Origin of the sequence: Collinsella sp. CLA-ER-H3 (genome assembly GCF_040092425.1) — a bacterium.
Lineage (GTDB): Bacteria > Actinomycetota > Coriobacteriia > Coriobacteriales > Coriobacteriaceae > Collinsella.
Genome location: NZ_JBBNLP010000001.1, coordinates 179876 through 198983, shown reverse-complemented (window position 1 = coordinate 198983; position 19108 = coordinate 179876). Strand labels below are relative to the sequence as shown.

General features: G+C 60.4%; 16 protein-coding genes. 2 read left to right on the top strand and 14 right to left on the bottom strand.

Translation table 11 applies throughout. The annotated features are described in order from the left end of the window. Positions 1-69: 69 nt before the first annotated feature. Complete coding sequence (locus AAAX32_RS00910; RefSeq protein ID WP_271742274.1) at positions 70-261, bottom strand: hypothetical protein; 192 nt, start codon at positions 259-261, stop codon at positions 70-72. Positions 262-568: 307 nt separating this feature from the next. On the opposite strand from AAAX32_RS00910, the gene AAAX32_RS00905 reads away from it, so the two are divergent. Further along, positions 569-1708 carry a DUF389 domain-containing protein gene (locus AAAX32_RS00905; RefSeq protein WP_148331929.1) on the top strand — a complete coding sequence of 380 codons (1140 nt, stop codon included), beginning with the start codon at positions 569-571 and terminating at the stop codon, positions 1706-1708. A 127-nt stretch (positions 1709-1835) separates the two neighbouring features. On the opposite strand, the gene AAAX32_RS00900 is transcribed toward AAAX32_RS00905, so the two are convergent. From AAAX32_RS00900 to AAAX32_RS00845, 12 genes are all read right to left on the bottom strand, one after another. Next, on the bottom strand, positions 1836-2285 hold the full coding sequence (locus AAAX32_RS00900; RefSeq protein ID WP_148331930.1) for a hypothetical protein: 450 nt from the start codon (positions 2283-2285) through the stop codon (positions 1836-1838). A gap of 496 nt (positions 2286-2781) precedes the next feature. Then, positions 2782-7563: an acyl-CoA dehydratase activase-related protein gene (locus tag AAAX32_RS00895; RefSeq protein ID WP_349099651.1), complete on the bottom strand. Its 4782-nt coding sequence runs from the start codon at positions 7561-7563 to the stop codon at positions 2782-2784. Positions 7564-7574: 11 nt separating this feature from the next. Beyond that, a complete protein-coding gene (locus tag AAAX32_RS00890; RefSeq protein WP_349099650.1) occupies positions 7575-8285 on the bottom strand; it encodes a TetR-like C-terminal domain-containing protein in 711 nt (236 codons plus the stop codon). A gap of 240 nt (positions 8286-8525) precedes the next feature. Beyond that, on the bottom strand, positions 8526-8660 hold the full coding sequence (locus AAAX32_RS00885; RefSeq protein WP_349099648.1) for a hypothetical protein: 135 nt from the start codon (positions 8658-8660) through the stop codon (positions 8526-8528). Between the two features lie 154 nt (positions 8661-8814). Further along, positions 8815-9672, bottom strand: a complete 858-nt coding sequence (locus tag AAAX32_RS00880; RefSeq protein WP_349099647.1) for an HAD family hydrolase — start codon at positions 9670-9672, stop codon at positions 8815-8817. A gap of 115 nt (positions 9673-9787) precedes the next feature. Continuing rightward, positions 9788-11041 (bottom strand): MFS transporter, encoded by a 1254-nt coding sequence (locus tag AAAX32_RS00875; protein ID WP_349099731.1) that lies wholly within the window; start codon positions 11039-11041, stop codon positions 9788-9790. Positions 11042-11151: 110 nt separating this feature from the next. Beyond that, positions 11152-11814, bottom strand: coding sequence for a helix-turn-helix domain-containing protein (locus AAAX32_RS00870; protein ID WP_349099645.1), 663 nt, complete (start codon positions 11812-11814; stop codon positions 11152-11154). Between the two features lie 74 nt (positions 11815-11888). After that, positions 11889-12227 (bottom strand): P-II family nitrogen regulator, encoded by a 339-nt coding sequence (locus AAAX32_RS00865; protein WP_349099643.1) that lies wholly within the window; start codon positions 12225-12227, stop codon positions 11889-11891. A gap of 156 nt (positions 12228-12383) precedes the next feature. Beyond that, the gene (locus AAAX32_RS00860) at positions 12384-13661 is read right to left on the bottom strand and encodes an ammonium transporter (RefSeq protein ID WP_349099641.1); all 1278 of its coding nucleotides are present in this window, start codon (positions 13659-13661) and stop codon (positions 12384-12386) included. Positions 13662-13859: 198 nt separating this feature from the next. Next, positions 13860-14522, bottom strand: coding sequence for a hypothetical protein (locus AAAX32_RS00855; protein WP_349099639.1), 663 nt, complete (start codon positions 14520-14522; stop codon positions 13860-13862). Between the two features lies 1 nt (position 14523). After that, positions 14524-14880: a putative ABC transporter permease gene (locus AAAX32_RS00850; RefSeq protein WP_349099638.1), complete on the bottom strand. Its 357-nt coding sequence runs from the start codon at positions 14878-14880 to the stop codon at positions 14524-14526. Between the two features lie 3 nt (positions 14881-14883). Further along, positions 14884-15420 carry an HD domain-containing protein gene (locus AAAX32_RS00845; protein WP_349099636.1) on the bottom strand — a complete coding sequence of 179 codons (537 nt, stop codon included), beginning with the start codon at positions 15418-15420 and terminating at the stop codon, positions 14884-14886. 228 nt (positions 15421-15648) lie between these two features. Here AAAX32_RS00845 and AAAX32_RS00840 point away from each other — a divergent pair, with 228 nt between their 5' ends. Continuing rightward, positions 15649-17430, top strand: a complete 1782-nt coding sequence (locus AAAX32_RS00840) for a 1-deoxy-D-xylulose-5-phosphate synthase (RefSeq protein WP_349099634.1) — start codon at positions 15649-15651, stop codon at positions 17428-17430. Between the two features lie 350 nt (positions 17431-17780). Here the strand turns inward: AAAX32_RS00840 and AAAX32_RS00835 are convergent, their stop codons facing one another. Continuing rightward, positions 17781-18983: an iron-containing alcohol dehydrogenase gene (locus AAAX32_RS00835; RefSeq protein WP_349099632.1), complete on the bottom strand. Its 1203-nt coding sequence runs from the start codon at positions 18981-18983 to the stop codon at positions 17781-17783. Positions 18984-19108 lie beyond the last annotated feature (125 nt).

Here is a 19108-nt window from a genome sequence, read left to right as displayed (position 1 = left end):
TTGCCGACTCCTCGGCCAGCTGGGCAGCCGTCTTTACGACCGCTTGGTTACCGGCGGCAACGGTATTCTCTACAGAACTACCCCCCCCTGAACAGAATCGCCGTTATCGGTTGACGGTGCGGCGATTGCCGCCAGCGGCGACATGAGCGGCTGAGCGATGAGGCCCGCCGTCAAAACGGTTGCGACGGCGCGGTTGGCAACGCCCTTGACGTTGACAGTCTTGGCCCGAGGCTCAAAGTGTTGTGGACTGTAGTTTGCCATGGCTTTCTCCCTTTGACACGGATGTATCCATACGTATCAAACGGTAGCTGTCGATTTTTGAATTCTGTTGCGCAACATTGGCGACCAGCGTATTTTTTGAAATTCACGCTCTCATGCTTCACAGTTTCGTCACATTTAAAGGAGCTGGTGCATCATATTCTCGCGGGATGGAATTGAGCCTGTGATTTGCATTTGCTCCCGCGTCATCCGCCCTATCGGATTCCACATCCAACAGACACCCCGCCCGCCACGGTGTAGAGTTAGGACAACGGGCGCGTTGCGCGGACCGCGCTGGAACGAGGTGGACATGGAACTCGACAAACAACAGATCAAGCGACTACGCGAACGCCATCACCGGCGCCACGGCATCCGCCCCGCCCATAGTGAGGCCATGGAGAACGCCACCCGCTTCCTAAAGCGCGCATTCAACATTCGCGAGGGTCGCGCGCCCTACCACGTAATTCGCAAGCGTTTTGTAAACGGGGCGCGCCTAACCGGCTCTCACCTGTGCATCCTCATCATCGCCATGCTCATCGCAAGCATCGGCCTCGATATCGACTCGGACATCGCCATCGTGGGCGCCATGCTCATCTGCCCGCTTATGGGCTCGGTCCTTGCCATGGCATACGGTATTGCCACGCTCGACCGCGAGATTACCGTCGAAGCCGTCGCCAGCCTTGCGCTGCAGATGGCCTTTTGCCTGGTCACGTCCACGCTGTACTTTAAGCTCTCGCCCCTTGGCACCACCACGGCCGCCATCATCGACAACTCGACACCCACCGTCTGGGACCTTACCGTCGCACTCGCAGGCGGCTTTGCAGGCGGGCTGGGCAACTCGCGCGACCAGGAACCCGCCACGCTCATCGCCGGCGTGGCCGTGGCGACCGCGCTCATGCCGCCCCTGTGCGCGGCGGGCTACGGCATCGCCATCGCAAGCGGGTCGCTGTTTCTCTCGGCGCTTTACGAGTTTGGCATCAATGTAGTCTTTATCGCACTGGCTGCCGAAGCCGTGCTGCTTCTTTTGCGCGTGCCGCTCAAGCGCGACCTCAACGGCGACGGCATTGTGACCGCAGAAGAAGACGCCGAGGTCGGTGAGCTGTCACGCAAGGTGCGCCGCCGCATTATTGTGGGCACGGCGATCTTTGCCATCCCCTGCATCGTTATGACCGCGGGGTCTATTGGCTCGGCGCAGGCCGGCGTGCAGGACGGCTACGGCGTCACCGAAACTACGCGCGAGCTTGCCGCGGTGCTGCCGGGCTTTAGGGATTACACCGTCGCCGTCGAGACCTCGGCTACCGAAGGGGACGAGGAAGGCATTGTAGAGCGCGAAATCGTCGCCCATGTGACGACAAGCGAGGCGCTCGGGGCACACGACCGTCACGTCGCCCGTAAGCTCATCGACCTCAATGTGCCCGATCTCGACCGCGTGGAATTTGATGTGGAGTAATGCGGAGCATGGGATGGCTCCCGCGCACAGGCGCAAGTCGCGGCGAGGCTCAGACGCGACGCAGGCACAAGCAAAAAACGGGACGTAGTTCACGTCCGCGCCCCGCTCGCTGTTTTATTGCCGTGAATCAGACGTCCGCATCGACATCGCCAGACTCCACCGTAAACGCCGGATCGGTGCTCACAAGATAAAATCGGGTCACCTCAGTATTTCTAATTAGGTAAATCTGCCCCTGATTGCGTCGGCGCGATATATACGCCACGTGGACCGTACCGAATTCTTCGCCGTTTTCCTTCTTTAATATCAGGATGTTAGGGTCATCCGTACGCTTAAACTGCCCGTCAACGCAGCTGCCGTCTTTGTCGACCAGTTGCCACCGATGGTTATCCTCTTCAAGAAAGGCCAGGGTTTCCCGACTCGTTTTGTCATCCCGATAGTAACCGTCAATGGCAAACCCTTCGGAAGCGCATTCCTGCATATAGGACGTTTCTCGACTTATAGCAAACAGCCCTGTAGCGCCCAGGAGCACAGCCAGGCAGACCACTGCAAGGGTTATCGAAATAGCACGGCGACCCATGTTGGCCCAATCAATAGTTGTTCAACGGAGCGCGAAACATACCTGGAACCTCCGATATCAGGGGGAACGTCGCCAGCAAGCTGGCGACAACTATATGTTTCTGATATCAAACCATATGGCTACCACTCACGGAGGGGGCATCGGCGAACGGCGTGTTTTCATACTCCATTGGTCAAACCTAAGCACAGTGCTACAGCTCGTACTTGTACACGCGGTAGATGTACTTTTCGGCTTCCATCTCGTAGGTGGCGATGGGTAGACCGTAGCGATCGTCTCGTCGTTTGGCAGATAGGTCACACTGTGCTGGCCTGCGTTGAGCGAAAAATCGCCTTGGGCCTGCAGTAACTTGTCCTCAAAGCCCGAGCCGGCCCAAAAATCGGGTGAGCCCACGGAAGGCTGTAGCAAGGTCATTTGCGCAACATGTGTCCAACAAAAACGGGTGGCAGCCGCTACGGCTACCACCCGTTTGCCTCATATCTAGCCCAAAGCAGGCCAACTACTTCTTAATGCCGCGTCCCAGGCGCTTGGCGACCGATGCAACGGCCTCCTCGCTGGCCGGCCCGCAGCTCACGCAGCCGTCGTGGGCACGCATCTGGCCGGTGACCTCGTCCATCGCGAGCGGCGCCACCTTCTCGAGCTTAAAGCCTTTACCGGCGCGCATGTTTTCCTTGGCCACGCTAATCATGAGCTTAATGCGGTTGAGCTGGTTGACCTCGGATGCACCGGGGTCGTAGTCCACCGCGACGATGTTGCTCTCGGGATGTTGGCGGCGCAGCTCCTTGATCACGGCCTTGCCCACCACGTGGTTGGGCAGGCACGCGAAGGGCTGCGTGCAGATGATGTTGGGCGCACCGTGATCGATCAGGTCGAGCATCTCGGCCGTGAGCAGCCAGCCTTCGCCCATGTTGTTGCACACCGAAAGCACCGTGCGGGCCTTGTCGGCCATGGTGCCGATGCGCTCGGGTGCCTCGAAGCGGCGGGACTTCTCGAGCATCTCCTCCACCGGCGTGCGCATCCAGTCCACAAGCTTGATGAGCGCTTGCATGCCCGCGCGCGTAGTGGCAGAGCTTCCCAGCTCGTCCTTCTGCAGCTCGGCGTTGCTCATGGAGTACAGGAAGAAGTCGAGCAGACCCGGTACCACGGCCTCGCAGCCCTCGCGCTCGATGACATCGACCACGTGGTTGTTGGCCGTAGGGTGGAACTTGACCAAGATCTCACCGACCACGCCCACGCGCGGCTTGGTGCCCTCGCCCACGAGCGGCATGGTGTCGAACGCGCGGATGGCCTCGCGGCATAGCTTGGTGTAGTTGTGGCGGTTGAACTTAGGCGCCAGCTTGCGAGCGCGTGCCATGTACTCCTCGTAGAGTGCGTTCGCCGCACCGGGCGTGGCCTCGTACGGACGGCAGCGGTAGAGCATCTGCATCATCACGTCGCCAAAGAGCACCGCGTAGACTGCCTGCTTAAGCAGCGCCGGCGTAATCTTAAAGCCGGGGTTGTCCTCGCCGAGCGCCACGGCCGAAAGCGAGATCACCGGGATCTCGGGGTGGCCGCTCTCACGCAGGGCCTTGCGGATGAGTGCGATGTAGTTGGTGGCACGGCAGCCGCCGCCGGTCTGGCTGATAACCACGGCCGTCTTGGACAGGTCGTACCGACCGCTCTCGATGGCCTCCATAATCTGGCCGGTCACCAAAATGGACGGATAGCAAATGTCATTGTTCACATAGCGCAGGCCGGCCTCGACGGCGTCGTGGTCGGTCGAGGGCAGCAGCTCCAAGTTGTAGCCGGCACCACGGAACACCTCTTTGACCAGGTCAAAGTGGATCGGCGCCATCTGCGGGCACAGAATGGTGTAGCCCTCCTCGCGCATCTGCTCGGTAAAGGGCACCTTGGGCCATGCGGTCGAGGCGCTCTCTCGCTGCGCCTCAAACGTGTACTTGCGGCTCGCGAACGCGGGGGCATCCGTGGAGGGTGCCACCGGCGCGGCGTCGCCCTGCTCGTAGGCCTCGCCCGCTGCCGTGGCCTCGGCCAAGCGCTCGGCCTCCTGGTCCTTGAGCGCGGCCATGAGCGAGCGGATGCGGATGCGCGCGGCGCCCAGGTTGGACACCTCATCGATCTTGAGCACGGTGTAGATCTTGCCGCTGGCTTCCAGAATCTCCTGCACCTGATCGGTGGTCAGAGCGTCCAAGCCGCAGCCGAAGGAGTTGAGCTGAATCAGGTCCAGGTCGTTGCGCATCGTCACAAAACGGGCGACGGCGTACAGGCGGCTGTGGTACATCCACTGGTCGACGACGCGGATGGGGCGCTCGGGCTTCACGAGATGCGCGAGCGAATCCTCGGTAAAGACCGCAAAGCCAAAGCTCGAGATAAGCTCGGGCAGGGCATGGTTGATCTCGGGGTCGTTGTGGTAAGGACGGCCGGCGAGCACGATGCCGTGACCGCCGTGGTCCTCGACCCACTTAAGAGCCTCCTCGCCCATGGTCTGGATGTCCTCGTGGAAACGCGCATCGGCCTCAAAGGCAGCGTTGACGGCGGCATCGACCTCGGAGCGCGTGATCTTGGGTCCACGCACGCGACCGCGACCAGCTTGCGAATCGGCCACGCGGTCGACGGCGAGCACCTGGTACAGGCGGCGCTTGAGCTCGGTCTTGTCGTGATACGGCACAAACGGATACAGGAACTCGATGTTCTGCTCGCGAATCTCGTCGATGTTGAGCGCCAGCGCCGTGGGGTAGCTCATAACGATGGGGCAGTTATAGCAGTTGCCAGCGGTCGGGTCCTCCTTGCGCTCCCAGCGCACGCACGGCATCCAGATGAAGTCGACGTCACGGTCGATGAGGTTCATCACGTGGCCGTGGCTCATCTTGGCCGGATAGCACACGCTCTCGGACGGCATGGACTCGATGCCCGCCTGGTAGGTCTTTTTGCTCGACTGGTCGGACAGCTGCACGCTAAAGCCTAGGCGCGTAAAGAACGCGTGCCAGAAGGGGTAGTTCTCGTACATGTTGAGTGCGCGCGGGATGCCCACGGTGCCGCGCGGGGCCTCGTCGGGGCTCAGCACCTCGCGGTTAAAGAGCAGCTCGTTTTTCTTTTTGAAGAGGTTGGGGGCCTCGGTCTTCTGCTTTTTGTGGCCGGCACCCTTCTCGCAGCGGTTGCCGGTGATAAAGCGCCTGCCGCCGCCAAAGTCGTTGACGGTGAGCTGGCAGTTGTTGGAGCAACGACCGCAGCGGACATGCTTTTGCGTCACGGTGAGGTGCGCGATGTCCTCGGCAGAAAGAATGGTCGAGGTGCCGTCGGCGCCGGCGCGATCGCGGGCGAGCAGGGCCGCACCGTAGGCGCCCATGCAGCCGGCGATGTCGGGACGCACGGCATGAACGCCGGTGAGCTGCTCAAACGCGCGCAGCGTGGCATCGGACATAAAGGTGCCGCCCTGAACGATCACCTGGCTGCCGATCTCCTTGGGGTCGCGCAGCTTAATGACCTTGAACAGGGCGTTCTTGATGACGGAATAGGACAGGCCGGCCGCGATGTCACCCACCGTGGCGCCTTCCTTTTGCGCCTGCTTGACGCGCGAGTTCATAAAGACCGTGCAGCGGCTGCCCAGGTCGACGGGGGCCTTGGCATGGATGGCGGCGTCGGCGAACGCGCGCACGTCCATGTTCATAGACACGGCGAAGCTCTCGATAAAGCTGCCGCAGCCCGACGAGCAGGCCTCGTTGAGCATGATGTGCTCGATGACGCCGTCCTTGACGCGCAGGCACTTCATGTCCTGGCCGCCAATGTCCAGGATAAACTCGACGCCGGGCAGGAATGCCTTGGCGCCGCGCAGGTGCGCAACGGTCTCGATCTCGCCGGAATCGGCCTTGAGGGCCTCGATGAGCAGCGCCTCGCCGTAGCCCGTGGTGGTCACGTGGCCGATGGTGCAGCCCGCGGGAATGTGGTTGTAGAAATCGGCCATGATGACCTTGGCCGTGCCCAGGATGTCGCCGTTGTTGTTGCCGTACCAGGTGTGCAGCAGCTGGCCGTCCTCGCCCACGAGCGCGGCCTTCATGGTGGTGGAACCGGCGTCGATGCCGATGAACACACGGCCGGTGTAGCCGTCAAGCTTGCCCTTGGGGACGACCTCGGCGTCGTGGCGACCCTTGAACTCGGCAAAGTCCTCGTCGGTGGCGAAGAGCGGATCCAGACGCTCGACCTCAGCACCCTGCGTGTCGCCCAAGCTGTCGATAGCCTCGATGAGCTGCGGGAACGTGCTGAGCTTGTTGGACTCGTGCGCCATGGCGGCGCCGCTCGCCACAAACAGGTGAGCGTTTTGGGGCACGATACGGTGCTCCTCGTCCAGGTTGAGCGTGAGGTAGAAGCGGTGGCGCAGCTCGGAGAGATACTGCAGCGGGCCGCCCAGGAAGGCGACGTTACCACGGATGGGACGGCCGCACGCCAGGCCCGAGATGGTCTGGGTCACGACGGCTTGGAAGATGGAGGCGGCCACGTCCTCGGGACGGGCGCCCTCGTTGAGCAGCGGCTGGACGTCGGTCTTGGCAAAGACGCCGCAGCGGCTGGCGATGGGATAGATGGTGGTGGCGTTGGCCGCGAGCTCGTTGAGGCCGCTCGCGTCGGTGTGCAGCAGGGTTGCCATCTGGTCGATGAACGCGCCCGTACCGCCGGCGCAGGTACCGTTCATGCGCTGCTCGATGCCGTTATCAAAGTAGATGATCTTGGCGTCCTCGCCGCCCAGCTCGATGGCGACATCGGTGGCCGGGATGAGAGTCTCGACGGCGCGCTTGCTGGCGATGACCTCCTGGACAAACTCCAGGTCGAGCCACTGGGACAGCAGCAGGCCGCCCGAACCGGTGATGGCGCAGGTCATTTGGGCAGCCGGCAGCACGGTCGCAGCACCCTCGAACAGGTCGCGGGCGCAGGCACGGACGTCGGTGTGGTGGCGCTGGTACTTGGCGTAGACGATCTGGTTGTCGTCGTTGAGCACGGCGAGCTTAACGGTGGTGGAGCCCACGTCGATGCCCAGGTGCAGGTTGCCACGAGCGTTCTCGGGGTTGAAGATCGCGCCTTCGGGGGCGTGGGCGGCGGCTATGGGCTCAGCGGCGGTGGCGGGCTCGCTAGTGACGGACGCCTCCCCTGCCGCGTTCTTGGCATCGGCAACTGCCTCGGCAACTTTCTCGGCTGCCGCGGTCGCGGCCTTCTGCGCGGCGTCCACCACGGCGGGCGCAGCCTCGCGTGCGGCAGCGACCATGCGGTCCTTGATGCCCTCGACGAGTTTGCTCATTGTCTCTCCTCTTAGTTGTTGGACCTGACGGTTGCGGCGGTGTCGGCCGCGTCCTCGAGCTGCAAGTTCAATAGCTTCATGCCGTATTCCGGCACGTTAATATCGATGGGTTGGCCATACAGGTCACCAGGGCGCACAAAAGCGAGCACCGTCATAATGCGCGCCATGGCCTCGGGCGATTCGGTGAGTCCACGCTCAAACCAGCGCTGAATCATGCCGACCTCGGCACTCACGACGTAGGTGACGTAGTAGTCAAAGAACGTGCCCAGCGCCAGGCCCAAAATGCCCGTCTGCGCACGCGGCACTACAGCCTCACGCGCGGTGTCGATGATCCTTTTAATGAAGGCCTGGTCGCCGCCCGGACCCAGCAGCGCACCGATTAAGTCGCGGTTGGCCGCAAGATAACGCAGCAGCTCAACCGAACCGGGCGCCGGCTCGAGCTCATCGATATTGTGATAGAGATCAGGCAGCTGAGCTGCGGTGATGAGCTCAATGCGCTCACGGATCTCGGTCAGCAAGCCGTCCTCGATTTGATTGATAAAGTCAGGGATATCGCGGTAGTGCGAATAGAACGTGCGGCGCGTAAGGCCAGCGCGCTCGGTGAGCGACGCGACATTAATGCGCGAAAGGTCGCCGCTTTCGGCAAGCTCGCTGGCAAGTGCCTGGCGAAGGGCACGCTGCGAGCGAAGGGACCGGCGATCGCATTTCTCGAGTTGGGACAAGCGTCCTCCTTGTTACTCAGTCCGTGCGCTATTGCACAGTGCGAGTATTATTGCACACCGTGTGCATCAACACGTAAAGGCAATATTTTGGATGTGACAAAGGGCAGCCCCTTTGTCACATTCCGCCCACCTTTTGAATCGGCATTACCGATTGTCCGAAATGGCATTCGTGGGTAGAATAGTGTCGACGGCAGCCCAAGTTGTAGCTAGCTGGGCAGCGCCGTTGTTTGCATTAGGGGGTCAACGCCTTAGCGGCGGCGACCCCCTTCTGTTGCGCTTCGAACGCTGCTTGAGTGCCTCGGAAAGGCCGACAAGCGCCGTGAAGAACGAGACCAGAGCGGTCAGAAGTCTCACGAAATCAATCAAATCGGTCATGGGCATCACCTCCCATCAGATGGAGGGCGCTGCCCGGCACATGGAACTGCCGCCAACAGCATCAATTCTATCAAAGCGCAGTTAGATATGCGAATGTTTGTTCGTATTCCAAGCACACAGACCCCTGTGACAAAGGGGCTGTCCCTTTGTCACATTATTCGATGATGGTGCGGGAGTTCTGCTTGCGCATGGTGGCGAGCATGTGTTTGGGGACGGCGTGGGCCATGCAGCTGCCGATGGTCGCGCTCGCGGCGGCCTTGGCTGCATCGCTTGCGTTTTTGGTCGCGTAGCTGTGGCGGAAACGCTTGAGCATGGCAATGTCGTTGCCGCCGTCGCCGTAGACCGCGACCTCGTCCTCGGCAATACCGTAGTAACCCGCCAGCCAGGCCACGCTCTCGCCCTTGTTGCACGCCACGTCCGTGATCTCGAACATCACCGGATCGAACGGCGCGTTGACCACGCGGTCCGAGCGCTCGACCAAATACGCCTTAAGGTCGCGCTCCAGCTCGGGCGAGGTCACGCGACAGTTAATCTTGCACACATCGTGGCGCAGGATGTCACCGATCGACTGGTCGAAATACTGTTCCTCGTGATACCCACCGCGCGCACGCATGCCGCGCATCACAATACGCTTGATGGGGCTGTCCTTTTTAAAGCCCGCCTGGTGCATCTCGAACGACCCACTCGAGAACATGCCATCGGGCGTGGAGCAATCAAAGCAAATGTCCGGGAACGCCTTGAGCAGCTCCTCGGTAATCTGCGGATCGATAGTCCAGGTCTTGAGCACTTCGCCATGGCTGTCGCGCACGATGGAGCCGTTAGAGCAGCAGGCATCGAGCGCCAGCCCCGTAAAGCCATGCTCGCCGATTGGCAACGTCGAGCGTCCGGTCGCGGGAACCACATGCAGGCCAGCCTCGGTCAGCTCGCGAATGGCACGGCGGATGGTCCCATCTGCCTCGTGCAGGGCGTTCAGCAGCGTTCCGTCTAAGTCGCTCGCAAACATCTTGATCATGGGCATGCCTCTCCTTCGTCTGCACGATATTGTAGACGAAGGAGAGGCATGCCCAAATAATGCCGTCCCGGCGCGGCGTGCCACTGCCTCCACAAATTCATGGTGCCCCAACGCGTTAAGACAATCGCCACAAGCGACTTTTCAGCCGATAAAACAGCGCCGTCGTCAACGTCAGCACCGCCAACATGCCTGCGAATACAATCGCCGGTGTCCATCGATCATATGCGAGCCCATAAACCAATTGGCCAATAGGCGTCGCACAGGAAAGCGTCATATAAACGAGTGCCAGCACTTTTCCGCAAAGTTCCTTTGGCGCTGACCGCTGAACAAATGAAACGATTTCGACCGATGTAATGCTTGCCCACGCCATGACCCATGCCGAGCCAGCCGCAAGCGCGGCAAACGCTAATTCATCAGGACCGTTCAGTAGCGTGACAATAATCGGTACGACTCCAAAACAAATCATCGCAACATATCGACAAATGCCCTTGAAGGAAAAACGATGCGGCCAAATACCGACCAAACCACTGCCGACAAGACCACCTAAGCCCATAGCCACCTCAATAATCCCAACAAAGGATGACTGCATTCCGAAATGCTTTGCAACAATAACGGGAGCGCCAATCGTTAGCCCAACTAACTCAAGGTTCAGTACGGCCGCAATCATAATTACAACGAGCAATGATGCGTTTTGAAACAGGTAGCGAATCGACTCCCGGAAATCGCTTCGGCATGTCGAGCAAGTCGTACTGTCCCCTGTCATTCCAGATGAGGCATATCGCTTGAGTGTGCCCCCGAACAGCAGGGCTGACACCGCAAACGTCAACGCCGCGGTTTCGCATAGAACATCGATACCAAAGCACCCATAGATTGCCGTCCCGACTACAGGCCCCAAGATATTGCTCATCATGGTTATCTGCGAGACCAACGCAGTGGCACGCTCAACCTTTTCTTGGTCCGTCATGCGCACCGTCTCAATTTGAAGCATCGGTTTCAGCAGCGATTGGATGCCATATTGGACGCAAAGCATTGCTGCCACGACAACCGCAAGAGGCAGCGAACGCTTCACGGGGATAAACAGCAGTGATGTAGCCATCAGAACAATGCCGAGTACCACAAGAACCCCGCGATGTCTCCCCCGATCCGCCAAGATCCCGCCAACCGGAGTCGCGAGCACGCCCGGTATGAACGCTATCGCCGCGACGGCGCCATATAACGTTGAGGAGCCGCTGCAATCGAACAAGTAAAGCGGACACGCAAAGCACAGTGCCGACAACATCGAATACGCACACAGCTGTGCAACAAGAAGACCAAATAGCCTGATAGATCGCACTGTTTTTGGCGCCAATGAAACGCTAATTCTTCGCATCCCAGCCATAAGCCTGCCCCCAAATACATACTGTTAGTATGTATTTAATGACTTGAAAAGGGCAGCCGTGTCTACCCTCACAAATCAATTACATACCGTTGGTATCTATATTACCACCCGGCACGGTTCCATACGTCCCAAATCTGGGCCGTTGTCTGGAGCACTTCATTACCCAAATCAAGCCCCACCGCGGCCGCCATCTGCGCCAAACATTGTGCGCGAGCAAGCATTCGCTCCTTGGGTTCAAGCGGACGAAACAGTGGCAGCAACCAGAGATTCGCCAGCAACGATACGGCCTCTGCCGCTTCGCGCGGACATTCGCACGCAATGGATCCGTCGGCGATGCCCTCCTCGATCACCGGCAAGAGATAGCCATCGGCCGACTCGTCAAATGAGCCCTGGTACTGCATCGCCAGTAGACGCGAGCTTTTTACCGGATCTGCTGCAGGACGCATGCGTGCCCATAGTTCAATTTGCGGAACGACGGACTCGGGCGCGTACAGCCGCTTGAGCTTTTGGGCTCCGGTCATATTACCGATATCAAGCATCGAGCGGCGGTGCTCAACAATCGGAGTCATCGCCCGATCAAACGCGGCGTTGAAAATCTCCTCTTTGCTCTTAAAGTGATGATAGACAGCACCCTTGGTCATGCCATCGAGGCGGTCGACAATGTCTTGAATGCTCGTCCCCTCATAACCCCGTACACAGAATAGCTCCAGTGCCGCGTCGAGAATCTTCGCGACAGTCTCCTCGGGATATTTATTACGACCCATAATCCGTCCATCCGCAACGCAAGTCTTGTGCCTCATTGCAGCATTTTAACGTTGCGGATGGTAGGCGGTCGATTCTACACCGCGGCGGAGCCGTGTTCGCCGGTGCGTATGCGGATAACCTCCTCGACCGGCTCGACCCAAATCTTGCCGTCTCCAACGGCACCGGTGCGAGCAGCGTTGCAGATAATCTCGACAATGCCGTCGACATGTTCATCGGCGCAGATGAGGGTGAACTGCACCTTAGGGATCGTGTTGACAAGCAACTCGTTGCCGCGCACGTATTCCTTCCAGCCATGCTGCGCGCCGCAGCCCTGCACTTGGTTGATAGTCATGCCGCGAACATCGGCAGCAAACAGCGCGTCTTTGAGAACCTCAAGCTTCTCGGCACGAACGATCGCCGTAATTTTCTTCATAGTGAATTCCTCTCTTCAATAAAAGAAATGAATTGTCCTTCACATGGCACGGGTTTTCCAGGTGCCCGAGATTGCCCCGAAAGAGGAGCGCCGCGTACTTCGGTACGCAAGCGACGGTTTGAGGGGCAAGGTCGGGTGCCTGGGAAAGCCGAGCTGCTAATCGAGCCCGGAGAACGAAGGATATGCGCTCTCGCCGTGCTGACTGGCATCCAGGCCCAGCGCCTCGTCAGCCTCGTCCACGCGCAGGCTGCCGTGGAACAGCGCCTTGACCACCGCAGCGATCACCAAGTCGAGCACCATCACGATGACGACCGTCACCACAATGCCCAGAATCTGCGAGACGAGCAGCGACATGTCGCCCGTGTAGAACAGACCACCCTTACCGGTCCACGAGAGCTCCGGCACGCAGAACAGGCCTGTGAGCACGCCGCCCAAGATGCCGCCGATACCGTGGCAGCCAAACGCGTCGAGCGCGTCATCGTAGCCAAACTTGGTCTTAAGATGGCTGATGGCCAAGTAGCAGACGGGCGAGACGATCAGGCCCATGACCAGCGCCGCCCACGGCTCGACAAAGCCCGCACCCGGCGTGACCACCACAAGGCCCGCAACCAGACCGGTGCTGGCACCCACCAGCGTGGGGCGACCGGTGTGTACGCGCTCGACGGCAAGCCACGAGACCATGCCCGCCGCGCTGGCCGTCACGGTGTTGAGGATGGCGAGCGCCGCCACGGCGTCGGCCTTAAACTCGCTGCCGCCGTTAAAGCCAAACCAGCCAAACCAAAGCAGGCCGGCGCCCAGCGCCACAAACGGTACGTTATGCGGACGATAGCTCACCATGCCAAAACCGCGACGACGGCCGAGCATTAAGCAGAGGATCAGGCCGGTAAGACCGGACGATATGTGCACCACGTCGCCACCGGCAAAGTCGAGCGCGCCGACGATGTCGCCGATAAAGGAGCCCTCGCCGCCCCAGACCATGTGGGCGAGCGGCGCATAGACCACGAGCAGCCAAATGCCCAGGAAGGCCGTCATGGCACCAAACTTAACGCGGCCGGCCAGGCTGCCCGTGACGATAGCGGCCGTGATCATGGCAAACGCCATCTGGAAGGCGATGTTGATGATCTGAGGGTAGACGGCACCGTCCGCGGCATTGCCCTCGGCCGCCTGCAGCACCTGATTGAGCACCGGCAGGCACAGCAGCTGGTCAAGGCCTCCAATAAACGGGCTGGAGCCGTCGCCGCCGTAGGCCAGCGACCAGCCGGCAACAATCCACAGCACACCGACCAAGCCAATGGCGCCAAAGCACATAAGCATGGTGTTGATGACATTTTTGCGCCTGGACAGGCCGCCATAGAAAAACGCCAGACCCGGTGTCATTAAAAACACGAGCATGGTGCAGATGAGCATAAACGTTGTCGATCCCGTATCGTACATTCGCTCCCCCTTGATCGCATGAACGTTGTCGGCGCCCATAATGCGGCCGAGGGGCAACTGGTGTAGACCAGATACGGCGTTGTTAAACGCTGCGTTGTCGAATGGAAACGGTGCCGCAATCTTAGAAACGGCACAGCAACGGGCGCGAAACGAATGGGAAATACGCGAGCAAGGGAGCCGTAAGCGCGTCCGTCCCGACTAGCGGCGGAACAGCTCGTGGGCGCGGTCGCGGAGGTCGGTAGCTCGGATGACGCCCTCGTAGCGATTGATGCGCAGACGCGGGAAGGCGTTAAAGAAGCGTAGGTCGCGGCGGCTGAGTGACACGCTCGGCACCGGACGGCTCGCGCGCCTGCCGGTACGGAGACGGGTGAGCGACGGACGGGGCACGCTCGGCGCGGCATCGGCCACGCGGCGGGCAGCGAGCGCCAGGCCGCGAGCACCATCCGAGATAAACGTCGGCATCGAAGCCTTCTCGCGCAGGGCATCGAGCGCGGCGTCACCCAGCTCGGCCAGCCACGCGTTAACGGCACGGCTACGGATGTGCGTCTGCGCCACCGAGTCAATCGTCGAATCGGGAATGCGTTCGAGCATGGAGTCGGAGGCATCGGCAAGCGACTCATTGATGCGGTCGGCAAGGTCGGCGCGCACACGCTCAAGCTGATCGGACAGGCGGCGCCAGCTGGCCAACGAGCACACCGCATCGACCATCATCGCGACCGCAACGATAAAGGCGGACAGCCGCACAATCAGCACCGGCAGATGGCCAAGCAGCCCCAGCAATGCCGGCTCCACTAAACGGCAAATACACAGCGCACCCAAGCCAAACGCGCAGGCCCAGTACAGACAGATGCGTCCATGCAAATTAAACGGCAGGTGCGAGTAATCCCAAAAGCGCGCGCCTGTTGTTTTTTTCCAACAACACGCCTACGCTGTACTCAATCACGCTGCATACGAGCGCCGCGGCAACAAACTGGCTCGAGGCATCCGGAATTCCACGCAGCAAAAGCCAGCAGGCTATGCCGCCCACACCATAGATAGGGCAACACGGCCCCAGCAAAAAGCCACTGTTGGCAAATCGTCCGTGATTGAGCATGGCGCAAACCGTCGACTCCCACGCCCAGCCGCAAAACCCGTAAAAGGCAAACGAGAGCACCAGTGCCGAGAGTGGGCAGGCGGCAAGCGTCGCGCCGCCAAAAGCCATATCGATCGCGGTTCCCACCGTCTACCCTCTCCTCTTTTCGCTCGATTCGCTGCTCACGTCATCGTCCGCCTCGTCCTTGCGCCGCAGACGACCGGCAACCGTCTCGCGCAGCGCGCACCATTTATCGGCCAGGCACACAATCCATGCCTCGCGACACGTCGGCGGCACCGGTACCAGCGGAAACATATGCCGTACGATAATATTCCGCTCGCGCGGCGTCAGCTCAAAATCTTCCTCCGCACGCGCCAAGGCAAAAAACGGGTGGCGAAAGCCATGCAGCCGATGGCTTGGGTCGGGATCGTGCCAGTCATAGAGAAAGTAATCGTGCAGCAGGGCCCCGCGCAGCAGCGATAAGCGGTCGACGGAGATACCGACGCGGCCCAGGCGCTCGGCAAAGGACAGGCTTGCCCGCGCCACCGAGGTCACATGTGCATAAACCGTCACATCGCCATGTTGGATAAACTCATGCATCAGGTCCAAGCGGCCCGCCTGGGCAAGCTGACGGGCGGCATCGTCGACCTCGCGCGCGATTTTCTCGGCACGAACGGTATCGGACATGCTGCCTCCTTCCAGCGGCTCACGGCGGCAAGCCACGGCCTGCACACATTGAATAAAATCATCATCGAATCTACCAGTATGGCATCGGACAAAACGTTTTGCCCCACCAGTTGGCGAATTACCGCGCCGCCGTCACATATCAAACGCCAAAATGTGCGAGACTGTCTTGTGCAATTGTGCCGGCCGAGGGAGTGCCGGCGCACGATTCGCATGGAGTAACCCACAACGATGCTGCTTACGCAAACGACAACGCCCGAGGACGTCAAGGCTCTCGATCGCGCCGAGCTTCCGCTGCTCTGCGGCGAGATCCGCCACGCCATCCTCGAAAGCTCCGCCGCCGTCGGCGGACACGTTGCCCCCAACCTGGGCGTCGTTGAGCTTACGGTTGCGCTTCATCGCGTGTTTAACTCCCCTATCGACAAGATTGTCTTTGACGTTTCGCACCAGACCTACGCCCACAAGGCGCTGACCGGGCGCGCGTATACCTATATCGATCCGGAACGTTTTGGCGAGGCTTCTGGCTTTGCCAATCCCGACGAGTCCGAGCACGACCTGTTCGCCATGGGCCACACCTCCACATCGGTGAGCCTGGGCTGCGGCTTGGCACACGCCCGCGATCTGGCGGGCGACAGCTACAACGTCATCACCATCATTGGCGACGGCTCGCTTTCGGGCGGCCTGGCGTTTGAGGGCTTTAACAATGCCGCCGAACTCGATAGCAACCTGATCATCATCGTCAACGATAACGACCAGTCCATTGCCGAGAACCATGGCGGCCTGTATCGCAATCTGGCCGAGCTGCGCGCCAGCAACGGCACCTGCGAGCGCAACGTTTTCCGCGCGATGGGGCTCGACTACCGCTATCTGGACGCCGGTAACGATGTGTTGGCCCTAGTCGACGCGCTGCAGGAACTGCGCAATATCGATCATCCCATCGTGCTGCACGTCTCCACCGCCAAGGGCAAGGGCTTTGAGCCAGCCCAGAACGACCCCGAACGCTGGCATCACGTGGGTCCGTTTGACATGGCAACTGGACGCAAGCTCTGCCCGGGCCATCCGAGCGAGCCTGCGCCGCGCACCTATGCCGACATTACGGGCGAGGCGCTCAGCGCCGCCATCGAGCGCGATTCGCAGGTCGTGGGCATCACGGCCGCCACGCCCTACATCATGGGCTTTACACCCGAGCTTCGCGCTGCCGCCGGCAAACAGTTCGTCGATGTGGGCATTGCCGAGGAGCACGCCGTGACCTTTGCCACCGCGCTTGCGCGCTCGGGCGCCAAGCCAGTCTTTGGTGTGTACGGCACGTTTTTGCAGCGCGCCTACGACGAGCTGTGGCACGACCTGTGCCTCAACGACGCCCCCGCAACCATTTTGGTGTTTGGTGCGTCAATCTTTGGCACCACGTCCGAGACGCACCTTTCGTTCTTTGATATTTCCATGCTGGGCGGACTTCCCAACATGCGCTACCTTGCACCTGCCTGCATGGAGGAATATCTGTCCATGCTGAGCTGGTCGCTCGACCACCGCGAGCATCCCGTGGCGATTCGTGTACCGGGCATCGGCCTGGTAAGCCGCCCCGATCTGGCACCTGCCGAGGACGCCGATTACGGCGCCGTTCGTTACAACGTGGTGCGTCAGGGTCGCGACGTGGCCGTGCTCGCGCTTGGCGATTTCTTTGAGCTGGGCGAGCGCGTGGCAAACCGCTTGGCTGCCGAGTACGGCATCGAGGCCACGCTCGTCAACCCGCGCTATGCAACTGAGCTCGACCGTGAGTTCCTCGACAGCCTTGCCGCCGAGCATCGCGTTGTCGTCACTCTCGAGGACGGCATCTTGGACGGTGGCTGGGGCGAGCGTGTCGCGTGCTACTTGGCCTGCACGCCCGTGCGCACGCGCACCTTCGGCATCGCCAAGGGCTTCCCCGACCGCTACGGCCCCAACGAGTTGCTCGCTCAGAACGGCATGACGGTCGAGAACATGGCCGCCGAAGCCGTAAGGCTACTGAACGAGTAAAAAACCTCCGCAAGGGAAGCACCCCTGCGGAGGTTTTTATTTCCCCAACTCAATTATCTCGATCTGTAACATCTATGGCCCGAATTCCCGTCTAACCGTTACAGATCTAGACAAACCGTCTTTGCCCCTGACCTTTGTCTCAATCTGTAACAGATAGAGACCTTTTGTCCGTCCAGATGTTACAGATCGAGACATTCGAATTCCCCTGAAGAGAAAATCTCAATCTGTAACAGTTAGAGTCCATTTTCTCGTCCAACTGTTACAGATCAAGACAAAACAGCGGGGCAGGCCGCCATATCTGCAAGAACTACCACAAAGGTGCCTGTCCCCTTTGTGGTGGTTGGAAGTTGCTAGCGGTAGCTTTGCTTGAGGATTTCGACGACGTCGGGGTCGGTCAGCGTTACGGGGTCATGGCTGAACAGGACGCCGTTGGTCGTCAGAGCGTTGTGCGCGATGGCTGGCAGCTCTTCGACCGTAATCCCCCACTCGCTCATGGCGAGGTCTGCCACATGGCAGGCCTCCATCAGGCGCGTTAGCTCAGTCACAAAATCGTGCGGATCGCTGGCGGTAGCATTGCCCATCAGGCGCGCCATGTCGATATAGCGCTCGGGTGCGGCACCGTGATCGATCATCCACGTGTGGTAGGCACGGGCGATCATAATGAGGCCCGCGCCGTGCGGCAGGTCATGATGATGCGCACTCATGCCATGCTCAAGACCATGCGAGCCCGTGGTGCCCGAGGCATCCATGGCATAACCGCCGAGCGTGTTGGCAAACGCAAGGCTCGAGCGCGCCTCCAGGTCATCGCCATTATTGACGCACGTAGGCAGCGCCGCGGCGGCACGGCGGATGCCTTCGCGGCAAACCATGTCACCCATGGGCGTGTTGGTGTTCGACACATAGCACTCAACGCAATGGAACAGGGCATCAAATCCCTGATAGGCGGTCAGACGTGCTGGAACGCTCACCATGAGCTCGGGGTCGACGACCGAAAGCACCGGAAACAGGCGCGGATCGCCCAGACGGAGCTTCTCGTCATTGTCCTCGCAGGACAGGACACCGCCCGCATCGACCTCGGAGCCGGTACCCGCCGTGGTGGTCACGCACACCAGCGGCAGCGGATCGTTAGGGATAGGCAGCCCGAGTGCGGTGCCGCCATTCACAAAATCCCAAATGTCACCGGGGCATTCGTTGCCCTCGGCATCGGTATGCGGGTTGGCCGCCACCGCGCAGATGCCCTTGCTGCCGTCCATGACCGAACCTCCGCCGAGCGCCAGCACAAAGTCGCATCCATGGGTGTGCGCCATCCAGCCGCCTGCGTTGACGGTCTCGCGCAGCGGATTGGGCTCAATACGATCGAACAGCTCATGGACCACGCCGGCGCGATCGAGCTCGGCCTCCAAACGTCCCAGATATCCAAAACGCTTGACCGAGTTGCCGCCGGTGGTAACGATGAGAGCCTTGGTGCCGGGCAGCTTCTGTGCGCCCAACTCGCCTAACTTGCCCGCGCCAAACAACACCTTGGTCGGTGCGAAAAACGAATAACCGTTCATACGCGATCTCCTTACTTATATATGTGTCGCGCTGCCGCCATTATAGCGACCGCTGCGAGCGATCATGCCGTCGACAAAGCGCTATCTCAGCTGTAATAATCGGCGTTTGCCCAGATAAAACCTGC